General features: G+C 40.7%; 12 protein-coding genes and 1 pseudogene. 5 read left to right on the plus strand and 8 right to left on the minus strand.

The features are described 5' to 3' along the window. Nucleotides 1–332 precede the first annotated feature (332 nt). The 4 genes from OCI93_RS11580 to OCI93_RS11595 form a co-directional block, all read right to left on the minus strand. On the minus strand, nt 333–1,355 hold the full coding sequence (locus OCI93_RS11580; RefSeq protein WP_261626466.1) for a Fic family protein: 1,023 nt from the start codon (nt 1,353–1,355) through the stop codon (nt 333–335). A gap of 35 nt (nt 1,356–1,390) precedes the next feature. Then, nucleotides 1,391–1,936, minus strand: coding sequence for a type I restriction enzyme endonuclease domain-containing protein (locus OCI93_RS11585; RefSeq protein WP_315942817.1), 546 nt, complete (start codon nt 1,934–1,936; stop codon nt 1,391–1,393). After that, entirely contained in the window at nt 1,903–2,289 is a 387-nt protein-coding gene (locus OCI93_RS11590; protein ID WP_261626467.1) for a winged helix-turn-helix domain-containing protein, read from the minus strand. Before OCI93_RS11590 ends, OCI93_RS11585 begins: the two co-directional genes overlap by 34 nt. Before the next feature lie 102 nt (nt 2,290–2,391). Beyond that, nucleotides 2,392–4,497 carry a winged helix-turn-helix domain-containing protein gene (locus OCI93_RS11595; RefSeq protein WP_261626468.1) on the minus strand — a complete coding sequence of 702 codons (2,106 nt, stop codon included), beginning with the start codon at nt 4,495–4,497 and terminating at the stop codon, nt 2,392–2,394. A gap of 228 nt (nt 4,498–4,725) precedes the next feature. On the opposite strand from OCI93_RS11595, the gene OCI93_RS11600 reads away from it, so the two are divergent. The 3 genes and pseudogenes from OCI93_RS11600 (at nt 4,726) to OCI93_RS11610 (ending at nt 8,350) form a co-directional block, all read left to right on the plus strand. Further along, nucleotides 4,726–6,261, plus strand: coding sequence for an MBL fold metallo-hydrolase (locus OCI93_RS11600; protein ID WP_261626469.1), 1,536 nt, complete (start codon nt 4,726–4,728; stop codon nt 6,259–6,261). A 508-nt stretch (nt 6,262–6,769) separates the two neighbouring features. Then, nucleotides 6,770–6,954, plus strand: a pseudogene (locus OCI93_RS11605) (transposase); the annotation flags it as partial. A gap of 253 nt (nt 6,955–7,207) precedes the next feature. Beyond that, nucleotides 7,208–8,350 carry an exo-beta-N-acetylmuramidase NamZ family protein gene (locus tag OCI93_RS11610; RefSeq protein WP_261626470.1) on the plus strand — a complete coding sequence of 381 codons (1,143 nt, stop codon included), beginning with the start codon at nt 7,208–7,210 and terminating at the stop codon, nt 8,348–8,350. Here the strand turns inward: OCI93_RS11610 and OCI93_RS11615 are convergent. Further along, the gene (locus OCI93_RS11615) at nt 8,347–9,195 is read right to left on the minus strand and encodes a MurR/RpiR family transcriptional regulator (RefSeq protein ID WP_261592138.1); all 849 of its coding nucleotides are present in this window, start codon (nt 9,193–9,195) and stop codon (nt 8,347–8,349) included. The two genes, OCI93_RS11610 and OCI93_RS11615, sit on opposite strands and share 4 nt — an antisense overlap. A 226-nt stretch (nt 9,196–9,421) precedes the next feature. Here OCI93_RS11615 and OCI93_RS11620 point away from each other — a divergent pair, with 226 nt between their 5' ends. After that, nucleotides 9,422–10,798: a Na+/H+ antiporter NhaC family protein gene (locus tag OCI93_RS11620; RefSeq protein WP_261592139.1), complete on the plus strand. Its 1,377-nt coding sequence runs from the start codon at nt 9,422–9,424 to the stop codon at nt 10,796–10,798. Here OCI93_RS11620 and OCI93_RS11625 read toward each other — a convergent pair. Genes OCI93_RS11625 through OCI93_RS11635 form a run of 3 tightly spaced genes read right to left on the minus strand, consistent with a single transcriptional unit; the run spans nt 10,795 to nt 12,590 of the window. Next, nucleotides 10,795–11,385 carry a hypothetical protein gene (locus OCI93_RS11625; protein WP_261592140.1) on the minus strand — a complete coding sequence of 197 codons (591 nt, stop codon included), beginning with the start codon at nt 11,383–11,385 and terminating at the stop codon, nt 10,795–10,797. The genes OCI93_RS11620 and OCI93_RS11625 overlap by 4 nt on opposite strands. Beyond that, entirely contained in the window at nt 11,375–11,920 is a 546-nt protein-coding gene (locus OCI93_RS11630; protein ID WP_261592141.1) for an RNA polymerase sigma factor, read from the minus strand. The genes OCI93_RS11625 and OCI93_RS11630 overlap by 11 nt, the downstream gene beginning before the upstream one ends. 37 nt (nt 11,921–11,957) lie before the next feature. Next, nucleotides 11,958–12,590, minus strand: a complete 633-nt coding sequence (locus OCI93_RS11635) for an energy transducer TonB (protein ID WP_261626471.1) — start codon at nt 12,588–12,590, stop codon at nt 11,958–11,960. A gap of 126 nt (nt 12,591–12,716) precedes the next feature. Here OCI93_RS11635 and OCI93_RS11640 point away from each other — a divergent pair, with 126 nt between their 5' ends. Next, entirely contained in the window at nt 12,717–13,223 is a 507-nt protein-coding gene (locus OCI93_RS11640) for a DUF3087 domain-containing protein (RefSeq protein WP_261626472.1), read from the plus strand. Nucleotides 13,224–13,241 lie beyond the last annotated feature (18 nt).

Here is a 13,241-nt window from a genome sequence, read left to right on the forward strand (position 1 = left end):
TAGTATGTAGCATGAGAGTTACCTCTTATATGTTTTGATTTAAAGATTCGACACCTTTTATCAAAACGGGTAACTCTCACTTTTTCAAGTTGATGTGTCAGATCTTGTCTGAACTAATACACCTAAGAAAGCTGGTTGTTTCCAATAAAGTTTACATTGCTATTAAGTGCCTAAAATTAATAATGTCAGCCTTACGGGCAAACTTTATTGTCAACAATAACTATTATGGGCGAACTTTAATGTCATTGCACAAGTGTTGAAAGTTGCAATTCGCGGATAAGATCCTGACCTTAGTCAGGATGACAGTTAGGTTGACAACTTAATGTCGAAAGCTAGAGCCTGTTCGCTAACTCTTTGCCCGCTTCACTCAAAATATATCGCTGCAAACTGCTGGTTGGTTTATCTGGTAACGTCATTGCTATCAGCCCTAGTTCAAGTGCGGGTTTGATATAACGCCCTTGAAACGACTTTCTATCTTTTAACTTAAGTGCCTGTTGTAAAGAGATTCTGTCAACAGGTGCAGATTGCCTATCCAATACGAGCAATAGCTTTTCGACTTGGGGGGTGACTTGGGGGGGAGCTTGGGGGGTGTTCCGGCCCCCATGATCTTGCAAGGTCTCTAAAATTACCTGCATCATAAACTCAATAAATGGCGCTGAGTCGGTGACAAGGTTGCTTGCGTTAATTACTTGATAATATTCGTCTTGGTGATTATTAATAATACTTTCAACAGGCAATTGGCCCAAAATCGGTTGCCATTGGTTTAAAATCAATGTTTGCCAAAGCCTACCCATACGGCCATTACCGTCACTAAATGGGTGTATAAATTCAAACTCATAGTGAAATACACAGCTCTTAATTAAAGGGTGCTGATCTGTAGTTTTAAGCCAATCAAGTAGCTGTAACATGAGCGCGGGAACGCGCTCGGCTTGGGGAGCCATATGCACAACTTGTGAACCTTTCATCACCCCAACATTGCCGCTGCGGTAATTACCCGCATCATCAATGAGCCCTTGCATTAAAATTTGATGCGCGTTAAGCAAGTGCTTTGTATTGCTAGGCTGCCAATTTGCAAAGCACTCGTAGGCAGCGATGGCATTTTTGGCTTCTAAGATATCTTTGGGTGGGGCAATAACGGGTTTGCCTGCTAAAATAGCGGTGATCTGCTCTTCGCTCAGCGTATTCCCTTCAATGGCAAGTGAGCCTTGAATGGTTTTAATTTGGTTGATACGCCTAAGCTTAAGCGCTGTTTTTTCCTCAAAGGCACTCAAACGGCCCACTTGCTCGCTGATCAAAGCCAGTAAGTTGATGATTTTAGGTGTTAACGTAAAGGGTGGGGTGTAGGGTTTAGCCACTAATTCGCACTCTCTTTTTACCCAGCGATTGAAAATTAGAATGAGCCATAAGTACTATTTCCTGCCCCTTGATAGTTTGCATAAACATGTTGATAAACCAGTAAACTCATGTTGGACAATTCGTCATTGATGTACGCATTGGTTGGCAACCAATATAAGCTATTTTTGATCATGACCTTTACTTGCGACTTAAGCTGGGTACTTTCTTGCCAGCGCTCTATTTTGAGTTTTTCTTCTTTAAGTCTAGCCAAGGTTTCTATTGCCACCTTTTTAACTTCTTTTTCTTCTTCGGCACTGAGCGATGGTTTTTTTAGTATGTCATAAATAGCCAGTGTTTCTTCATCTAGCCCTTCACGCAAAGATCGCTCCTGTTCGGGAGTCAAATCATCTTCCATTAAATCACACAAATCATCAAATGCTTTTTGCACTGCCTGAATATCTTTGCCTGCGTTATATTCAGCAATGATTGTTTTATATTTTTCGTAAAACTCTAAGCGTATTGGATTTTGTTTTACCATTTGCGCTAATTTTTGTTCAATGGCTTCTTTTAAATCAAAAACGATGGCATTTTTTGTTTTGATTTGGCAAACGCGCGTCTTAACTTATCAAAATCTAAGCTTCCAAGGTCAACATAATCATCTTCAGTGACAGTGTTTGCTTTAAGTGCGTTTATTCCACGGGGCGTAATTACAACATGTGCTCTGCGAGTGGTTTCTAATAACCCTGCTTTTTTAAGATAAGTACTTGCCCAGCCCACTCGGTTATCAAATATACTCTGTCTGCCATTGGGCAATGTTTCAGTGCGCTCTTCATTCGTTAGATTAAATTGCTCAGCAAGTTGATTAATAACATCTCGAAGTTTTATTTCATTGCCATTTGCTGCACCAGCTATTGCCAAAAAAGGGCGCATAAATTCTTGATAGTTGGGGAACACGGGCTGTCCTTATTATTTTGCTTGCGACAGAATATGAGAAATCACCATAAAGCTCAATTATCACGTGAATAATACCTTTTATAGAAACTCAAAAATAGCGCTTTACTCTAACACCACCACCTCTTGTTCTATTGCTATAAACTGCTCTAGCAATAGTTGTTGGTTTTTAATGTCAGTTATTTTCCATGCGGTGGGTTTGAGTGCTTTTAAGGTTTTTATAAATGTGCCGTTTGGGGTGTATTGGTTAAGTGCAAAGGTGGTTTTGTCTACGCTATATATATGCTCATTAGTTACCACCAGTGCTTTGGCATTTAAATTATGCAGTGGTTGGCTGCCTGTTTTGCTTGGAATAAGTGAGCGGCTGAATACCGCGCCTTGCGTGGTGGTGTAAATAAGTTGGTTTTGCTGTGCCCATGCGTTTGCAGCGTTGTGAATGGGGTAGGGTATTAGCGTGTTGTGTTTTAAATCGAGTTGATGGAGCATTCTTGGCTTATGGCTACTGCTTAGTACCAATAATTTGTCTTTTTGAAACCAATCGAGTACTACATAAATAGGTTGGCGAGTATTGACTGCTTTGTGCTTGCCTTTTAAGTTGCTAATGGTGAGTGTACCGTTGCTGGCCCATGCTAAGTGACTGCCATCAGGCGACCAACTATAATTGTTTACAGCGTTGGTATTATTGCTAAGAGCAAGAGGCTGTAGGTTACTTGGGTGCCATAACCAAAGTGTATCTAAGTCATTGCGGTTGGAGATAAAAGCAATATGGTGGCCATTTGGTTGAAAACGGGCAAGGCGCTCTTGAGCATGAGTGCGAGCTAAACTTGGGTAAGGGGTTGCAACGGTGTTTAGTTCAGGTTTAACTATTTGTAATGTTTGGCTATTTAAATTTATGTTGGCAATGTCTATGTCTTTTGTGCCTTGCACTGCCAGTAATTCACGCTTGTTTGGATGTTGTGTAACCGACACTAAGTTATGACTTGGTGAAGGTATGTGTGTTATTTGCCCATCAAACGTTATCTTATAAAGCTTGCCATTATTTGCTGCAAGTAAGTACTTACCATTTTGTGCAAAATTGCCTGTTAGTAGTTGGTCATGTTTTTGCCAGTGTGAGCTTGGTAGCACGGTTTGTTGTTGTACTTGGCCTGCTTTATTAAGCAAAGTAAGCTGGTGTTCGGCGTTATTATTTTGGCTAAATAACGCAAACATTTGCAGCTGTTCATGGTAGTCAAAATGATAAATAGTATCAGAGTCATTGCTATATAGTGCTTTAAGCGACTTGTTTAAGTCGTTGTAGTGCATTAACTGATTGTGCTTATTATCTAAGCGTAAAAAGGCATACTGGTGGTTACCTAAGGCTTTTGGCGTTTGTAGTCTATTGGTTTGGCACTGATAACGGTGCTGCGGTGTTTGTGGGGTACCAAATGCTTTGGCAAAGTCTAAGGTGGCAATGGCCCAACAAGTTTGCAGTGTTTCTTTTGTTGAGGGCTGTGCAACAGGCTGCTTTTTATCACAGGCGTTATGGGTGGTAAATACCAACTCTCGGCCATCGGGGGTAAAGCTCAGTGCGCCAAATTGACCAGCTATCGCAGTGAGTTGGGTTTCTTTTTTAGTTGAGAGTTCTTTGGCCCAAATATGGCTTTTACACGCGCCTGCATAGCGATTGAATACCACATATTGCGCATTAGGGCTAAATACTGCGTCAGATTCATGGGCGTCGCTTTGAGTGAGCGCCGTTATATTTGTATATGCTGCGGGGTGTGAGTTAGGCCAAAACACAAAGGCCAACACGGCTAGTATCAGCAGTAAGGCAGATGGTACGAGCAGGCCCTTGGCATTGCTTATACTCGCAATATGATGGTTTGAGCGCGCGTGCTCATTATCATCATCTTGCCACTTAACCTGTGCCATAAGACTGTAGCCAATTTTGGGATGAGTGGCGATGATGGAGGGGGCTTTGGCATCATCATTTAGCGTTTTACGTAAAATTGCAATGCAGCGCTGTAATGCATTAGGGACTACTTCACTACCTTGCCAAACTTGCTCCATTAATACTTGGTGAGTAACCACTTGCTGTTGGTTTTGTGCCAATACCTGCAATACTTTTAGCACTTTTGGTTCAACTTTTGTGTGCTTGTTAGCGTGTATGATCACGCATCGCGACAGGTCAATTTTAAATTCATTAATAAAAAAAATATGGCTGTGCGTCATTGGCTGGTTACTCAAATACATCTGGCTTCAGTTTATGGGCTATTAACTAAGCTGTCTAGCTTGAAAATACGCTTTTGGTTTATACGATTACTTTAAATAAGCATAAAAAACAATAAATTAAAATTAATCAGCAAACCATCAGTATTTTATAAGCTTGCCATTGTGGTGTTAAAAGTACGCGATTGCATTTAATGCTTGCAGTAAAAACATCAAGTAATGAGTTGAAGTATGCAAACATTAATTAAAACGTTAAAGCAGGTTGTTAGCAGTTGTGCACTGTTAGTGGTGTGTAATGTAGGTGTAGCAGCGCAAAAAGAGCAGCGAATTATTAGCCATGCCGTTGCAGCTTATGGTGGCGATGCGTTGCTGACGCTGCAAAGTATCAGTGCACGAGAGCAAGCTAACCAATACTCTCAATGGCAAAGTAGCCATGCCTTACAGGGCGAAACTGTAAGCTATGTTAATGAACAACAGCGTATGCTGCTGATTGATTTTACCAAGCAGCACAAAGCATTTAAGCAAGTAACTACTCGGTTGGTAGGTAGTCACGGTAGTAATATGCCAAGTGTTATAGAGCGCTTATTTGTGGCTGATAAAGGATATGTGATTGACCATGCGCTAAAGCAGTATCAACCAGCCAGTAATATAACGTTTGAAAATACTGATTTTACAGTGAGTGAGCAGTTAGATCCGCTTATTATTCGCAAACTCTATCAAGATAAAGCCGCCAGTAAATGGACCGATACGGCTTATATTCAAGGCGCGGCGCACGATGTATTAACCGTACATGAAGGCTCTGAGCAACAATATATTGTCTACCTTAATCAACAAACTGGCTACTTGAGTCGGATGCTTACAGAGCGTGGCGGGCAATTACGCAGCTTTGACTTTTTAAACCACCAACTGCAACAAGGCTTTGTATGGGCTCAACAATTATTTGTGAGCAGCAGTGAAGGGCCTATTTATCAAGCCTATTTGAGAGAACTCTCTTTTAATTCATTAAAAAGTCAAGCGTTTAGCCTGCCCAAAGCGTATAAAGTTAAGCCTAAAGACGTCCCTGTTGATGTATCAAAGCATACTTTTTTGCAACTAGCTAAAGGCGTGTATTTTATCGGCCAAGGTTGGGGTTACACATTATTTGTAGATGCAGGGGAGTATTTTATTTCAGCAGGCGCATGGCAAATGCACGCCAATGACAAAGCATGGCAAAAAAATCTGGCTTTATTAAAAACCCATACTGGGTTAAATAAGCCTGTGGCACAGCATGTGGTCACGCACCACCATAGCGATCACATGATGGGGTTAGAAGACGTGATTGCACACGGTGCTGACCTTATTGTGCATCCAAGTGATATAAGTGCGTTACAAGCGCATTTAACAGCGCCATTAGTGGCACAGCGAGTGATAGCGGCAACCAATATGCATACGCTTGCAAGTAATAAAGTGGTACTAATTGATGTACCAAATAGCCATGCTAGTCATAATTTGGTGTTGTACCTACCAGAGCATAAACTATTGTTTAGCGAAGATATGTTTGGTAGCAGCTGGCAAAGCGGCTTTGACTCTCCTAGTAATTGGCCACATGGGGATACATACCACCGGCTTAAAATATTGACCGATAAACTACAACAGCAGGAGCTAGAGGTGTCAGTTTATGCCTCCTCTCATCATCGCCGGGTATTAACGCACGCAGAGATAGAGCAAGCATTAGCAATTGAACTGCCTACTAAAGCACAGTTGATGCAACGTGTTTTGGGCGAATGAGCACGATAGTAACAAATAGAGTGGTGTGGAAAATATTCTTATTGTATCTATGGCTGCTTGGGACTCCTAGAGACTAATGTGTCCACATGGTACGTAATTCTCTTTAAATTTTTCGCTGAAAGACTGCAAAGCAGTTACGATTGATTTAAAGCATATTTACTGCTCTAACACTGAAGAAAAGCTCAGCTTGAGTGCTTTAGTGATACCTGAAATTGGCAATATCCATAAAAAGTAAGTTGTGGAATGTGCATTGGCAGAACTTAAATATCATATTTAATTACCCTAGGGACTTATATGGACTCCTTGCCAATGTCAAAAAGAAAGAGTTGAATAAATTATATGCTAGCTTATATACGGGCTCAAATTGAGGGGCTACCTCTGGCCTGTAATGTATTCGCACCTTCATGACTTCTTTGTTGAGCAGTTTATGCAACTTCAGATGTATGGGCTCCTTAGTAAAAGTTTGGTCACTTATTACGTTACTCCCTAGGGAAATGGGAGTCCATACATCTGGAAAGTTATTTATACCACTAACGCTATTGAGTCTCTCAACTGGGTTATTCGTAATGCCATTAAGAAATGGAAAATACTCCAAGTGATGACTCTGCTAAAAAATGGTGTACTTAGCCATCACTGAAGCCTCGAAAAAGGATTCATAACTGGCGTGCGGCAGTAGCTCGAAAAGCAGATTAAACAATGGCTGCTACACCCAGCTTAAACCACTCTATCTTTACTCCTGCATTAGGGCCTCACCATCAGGCACTTTTACCATCAACAACTCTACACCCACAATAAAAGAAGCAATGGGGTCAGAGATCTTGTTTTTTGCCTTTTGTTAGTAGCCTGCAGTGTTTGTAGTGCATAGGCACAATAAAGTTAAGTAGTATAGGTTGCATTTTTTGTTAGGTTCGTCATCATAAATGCAAATTTTTAGCTGATAGAGCCCATGCGTTTTCTAATATTTTTACTTCTTTTCGCTTCTTTATATAGTCATGCTATTGAAGTTGGCGCTGAGCGTTACGGTCAATACCTTCCTTTATTAAAAAACCAACGTGTTGCATTAGTGGTTAATCAAACGGCACAAACTCTAGACGGGCACCTGCTTGATAGCTTGCTCGAAAAAGGCGTGAACGTTCGCAAAGTTTTTGCGCCAGAGCATGGGTTTAGAGGCGATCATGATGCGGGTGCTAAAGTCGACTCATCAAAAGATGCAAAAACGGGGCTGCCAATTATTTCGCTCTATGGTAAAAGCAAAAAACCTTCAGCTGAAGTTTTAAAAGATATCGACACCATTATTTTTGACATTCAAGATGTGGGTGTGCGCTTTTACACCTACATCAGTACTATGCATTATGTAATGGCAGCGGCGGCTGAGCAGGGCATACAGTTTATTGTTTTAGACAGACCCAACCCGAATATTGCCTATATTGATGGCCCTATACTGGAACCAGAGTTTAAATCTTTTGTAGGTATGCATCCTATTCCAGTGTTACATGGTATGACTGTCGGGGAGTTAGCTAATATGATAAATGCCGAAGGCTGGCTCAATGTTGACAAACAACTTGCTTTAACAGTCGTCCCTGTTGCTCATTACGATGCGAATATGGCGTATGATCTACCAATTAAGCCCAGTCCAAACCTACCAAACGCTCAGGCTATTGCACTATATCCATCATTATGCTTTTTTGAAGCAACACCAGTATCAGTTGGGCGCGGCACTACTATACCTTTTCAGGTATTTGGCCATGATAAGGTTAAATTAGGTGGTTTTAGTTTTATGCCAAAGCCCATCAAGGGCGCGGCGCAAAACCCAAAACTTAATGGCAAAGTTGCATATGGATTAAATTTAACTAAGCAAAGCACGCATGGATTAAACCTAAAATGGTTTATCCACGCCTATCAGGCATTTGCAAAAAGTGGACGGGTATTTTTTAAACATGAGCAATTTATGGATAAATTGGCGGGAACAGATAAGCTTCGTATCGCAATTAAAAACAATATGTCTTACAAGCAAGTAAAACAAAGTTGGCAGGCTGACTTGAGTGTATTTAAACAGCGTCGACAGCCTTACCTAATTTATGCACGTTAAGAATGGCGAATATCGTATACGTGTTCGTTCGCTTTATCTGCTCGCTTTTGCCAGCGTAGATTAGATTGGGTGAGTCCAGTAAATAACACATCAATTAAATAGCTTTGAGAAGTACGTGTTAAAATAGAGGCGTGTTTAACTGGTTCTTCGCCAATAACATTAAACAGTTTAATACATGCCAACTCGTTTAATGGGTTACTGCCATAGCGTGATAACGACAAAATAGAGCAATGATTATTCTTTGCTTGCCTCGCTACCCTGAGTACGGCTTTGCTTTGGCCAGAGTCGCTAATCGCAATTAATAAATCATCTTTACCCATGGTTGCTATGTAACTTGCCGCAGATAACTCATCTGTTTGAGCAATTGCTGGTAATCCTATTTTTTGCAATTTTAGCGCAAAGTCTTGAGCCATGGTAAAGCTGCCGCCCACGGCACATAATAATATTTTTCTTGCAGATTTTAGTGCAACAATCGCTTGCTCAAATTGTTCTGCATCATTGAGTTTATGTGTTTCATGCAAAATACCTTGCTGATGAGATAGCAGTTTGAGTGCGATTGAATGAATGGGGTCTGTGTGCGTGATTTGAGTCAATGTGGTTTCTGGTTGTACTGTGAGTAAATTTAAATCATCAATTACAGCAAGTTTAAAGGCTGGAAAGCCTTTATAACCAAGCTTTTGGGCAAACTTAACCACACTTGATTGACTTACACCCGCCTGTCTTGCCAGTTCAACAGAAGACAAAGAGCGGATTTTTGCCCCCGAGTTGAGAGTGAAATCAGCCAACTTCGCTTCGCTGCTTGAAAGGCTGGGCTTGAGCGCTTTTATTTTTACAAATGTCGACATTTCGATACTTCATGGTTACTTGTTTGTAGTTATTATAGGTTCAAATAATCGGCAGTGATAGTCAGTGCATCAATTATTGTGTTTTTTTCACAATATTTAACCATTATGGGTACATAAGTTGTCATTATGATTATAAAGGTGGTAGAGGCCTTGTTTTTAATGGTGAACGCTTTAAGCTACTAAACCTTAATAAACATGACTAACTGGCTATACTATAAGGGAAAATATGACTTGGTATTCAATTTTGCCACCATTAATTGCAATTTTAGTGGTGTTCTGGCGAAAAGAAGTAATATTAGCGCTACTATTAGCATTGATTTCTTCTGAATTTTTGTTGCTTATGCAACATAACTATAGTCAACTTATGATGACACCTGTCAACAGTATTGAACGCATTGTGAGTGTGGTGACATCAGCAGGTAATAGTCGAATTTTAATTTTTAGTTTGATCATTGGAGCTTTGTTGGCATACATCAGAGAATCCGGTGGTGTTGCAGCAACTGTCAATATGTTGATGAATAAAGGGGTGGCGAAGAGTAAAAGGCAAGTTGGCCTGCTCACTATGTTTACAGGTACTGCCGTGTTTATTGAGTCAAATATGAGTGTATTAACCTCAGGTATTGTCTCTCGAGGGTTATTTGATAAGTTCAAAATGAGCCGTGCACGTCTTGCATATATTATTGATAGTACCAGTGCGCCAGTTTGTATTCTTATTTTGCTCAACGGCTGGGGAGCTTATATACTCGGGCTATTGAGTAATTATGAATTAGAACAATCAGCAGTAAGCATATTATGGAGTAGCGTTGCGTTTAATTTTTACGCCATTATTGCGCTGTTGATTGTGTTGTATACGATAGTATTTGATAAGGTGCATGGCCCTATGAAAGTTGCTGAGCAGCAACTTGAGAAGCAACAAGTTGCACTTGATGCTGGGCCAAAAGCGACTAAAGCGAGATTTATGCTCCTGCCATTAGTGACTTTGGTGGGTTCAATGATTGGTTTTATGTTTTGGACTGGGGGCGGGGTCTTGGCTCAAGGAAGTGGCTCTAAATCGGTACTTTATGCCACGGTTTTAGCAACGGCACTCGCTTATATTTTATTACTTAGTGCAAAACGCTTTAATCACCATGAGCTAGTAAATATTGGATTTAAAGGGATGGGGGAGTTGCTCCCTTTAGTTACTATTGTACTTTTATCTTTAACCTTAGGGGCGAGCTTAAAAGAACTAGGCACTGGTGTGTTTGTTGCGTCATTAGTGGGTGACTATCTTCCAATATACTTTATTGTACCAGTGTTGTTTTTAGCGGGGGCAATTATGTCGTTTACCACAGGCACATCGTGGGGCACTTTTGCTATTTTGATCCCCATTGGTGTTCCGCTTATTCAAGCATTAGGCCTGCCGCCAGCTTTGGTGATGGGTGCTATTTTAAGTGGCGGTATTTTTGGTGATCACTGCTCTCCAATTTCAGATACGAGTGCGGTTTCAGCATTAGCATCTGGGTGTGATCTACTAACTCATGTAAAAACTCAGCTGCCTTATGCATTAGTCGGCGGAGCGTTGTCATTAGTATGCTTCTTTATCGCCAGTGTGGTGATGATTTAACCACATTGCTCAGTGCTGTGAGCTTCAAGGGCAGATAAGCTAATAAGTTGCCCTTGAGGGTTTCTCTTAAACGTCAGTAGTGTGCCTACGGCTTGGGTTTTAACCTTATGTTTATCAATTAACTTTGCGACTAACTCAGTGTTAATTTCTAATAACGTTTGCTGTTTGCAATCTGCTATAAACCATTTACCTGTTTGCTTTTCAATTAACCGTCCGTGCCCTTGATAAGCATTTTTAATAATTTGAGCTGCTTGCACCATTGCTTGATCTAATTGTTGCTTTTGTGATGTAAACGACAAATGATATTGGCCGTTTTCGATACTATGCACTTCAATTTGTTGATAATTATTTAAGTTTAGAGTGTAAAGAGGTTGCATGGTGCTCTGGCTTTGAGTAAATAAAAGGTAAGCTAAAAAAACAGCACCAATACTGGCACACATCCATTGTATGTTTGGCCAAATAGCGTTGTTTTTTGGTTTTTTACATGCCGTTTTAAATTGCGCTAATTGCGCTTTAGTTAAGCGGTTTTGGCTTTTTTGCTTTGCGAATTCTTGTTTTAACTGTTGATTGAGTTGCTCATCGTTCATGGCTTTCTCCAAGTACTTGTTTGAGCTGTTGCTTTGCGTAGCGTAAGCGCGTTTTAATGGTTTCGGTATTGCAGTGCGTGATTTGTGCAATTTCTTTTAAAGAGAATGCTTCAAGCTGCAAGGTGAGCGCTTCTTTTTGTAAAAACGGCAATTGTGCTATAGCAGCATTGAGCTGATTGTTTGTTGATGAGGTGGGTGTGCTATCAACTAACGTGTGCTCATCCAGCTCGTAAACACGGCGCTGCTTTCTCAACTCATCAATCAATGCATTTCGCGCAACAGTAAATAGCCAAGCTTTAGCTGATTGCTGTTGCTGGTATAGGTGCTTCTTTTCCATAGTAATAAGCCATGTTTTTTGACATATATCTTGTGCTAGTTCGGCATTTGAGTGGCTACGTAAAAAGTAATATAGGTCTTGGCTATACATATCAATGAGTCGCTCTAAGTATTTATGATCACCACTTTTTTTATAGGCTAAAAGGGCATCATCAGGTATATCTCTGTGAACCAACCAAGATTTTAAGGCTATAAGCATAGGCTCTCTCTTAGGGGCAATGTGCCCCAGCTAATCACTACTGAGCTAATTTAAACTCTAACACAACATTTTGGTTAGTCTGTAAAACAGCACGGCCATTTTCTATTTTAGGGCGATACTTCCAGCGTTTAAGTGCAGCGATGGCAGCGCGGTTAAAAGTTCGTTTTGGCCGTGCGTCAAGTACATTTATATTTGTGACTTCACCTGTTGGTGATATGGCAAAGGTTAGTTTTACCCAGCCTTGAATGCCATCACGTGCAGCAATGGCCGGGTATTTGGGTTCGGCTCTAACAATGGGCACAGCGCTTCCCTCTGTTGGCATTAATGTTGGCGCTAAAATACCGACTTTAGGCGTTGTTATACTCGGACGATATGCCGTTGACATGGTCAGGCTTGGGTTTGGTGTGGCTTCATTCGTTAAACGAGTCGGAGGTGGCTGCATTTTAGGAGGAGGTGGTAATCTGGTTTTTTCCTCTGTTGGGCTATCTTCTCTATTTTGTGCAATTTCTACGACAGGATATGATTTAATTTCTAGTGGGCGAGTATTATCTTGAGTGATTAATTGCTGCATCAATATAAACGCAGCGCCAGTCATTAAGGTGCCTCCGAGTAAAGCACTGGTGAGTTTTTTGTAATTGAATGGGCTTGGTTGAAGCGCAATATTTTGCATAGCGTGATCCTTATTGGTTGTCTCCTTTGTATAACGGCGCAGAATTTAATAAGGGGTGAATATTTTTTAAAATTCTTTTCTGCCCAAGAAAGCGATACAATAGTGGCTTGTCGATAAGGGGTCATTATGCAGTTAAAAAAGATTGATAAAGCACGCTACCGCAACCATTTAAATAAAGTAATTGTGGCATGCGTAGCTTCGTTGGCCACAGGAAGTTTAGGTATTGCACAGGCCTTGATTGTAATATTCCCAGATGCCGACGGCAGTCATTTTCATTGGAACTTACTGGGGGTAATTGTCAGTGTTGTTGCAATAGCTTTAGTCTTAAAAAAGTATCGCACTCATTCATTTATGTATGAAGTAAATTATGTCTGGGAGCTAAAACAGTCGCTAAACAAAGTAACGCGTAAAATGGCTAAGTTAAAAAAAGCAGCCCAAGAGGGTGATGCTGATGCTATGTTAGCGATGCAGTTTAGCTATAGCGGCTCGAAACAATTGTGGGAGCTTGATGACAACACCATTACTTTGGATGATTTGAGCATTTGGCAAGCACAACTAGATACCTTGGTAAGTCGTTATCAGGTGCAGCTTGATTTGGCTCAGTATAATGAATCTTCACTCAAGAACTTTTAGTTAAGTTATTTTTTAAAG

The organism is Pseudoalteromonas holothuriae (genome assembly GCF_945859825.1).
Classification (GTDB): Bacteria; Pseudomonadota; Gammaproteobacteria; order Enterobacterales; family Alteromonadaceae; genus Pseudoalteromonas; species Pseudoalteromonas holothuriae.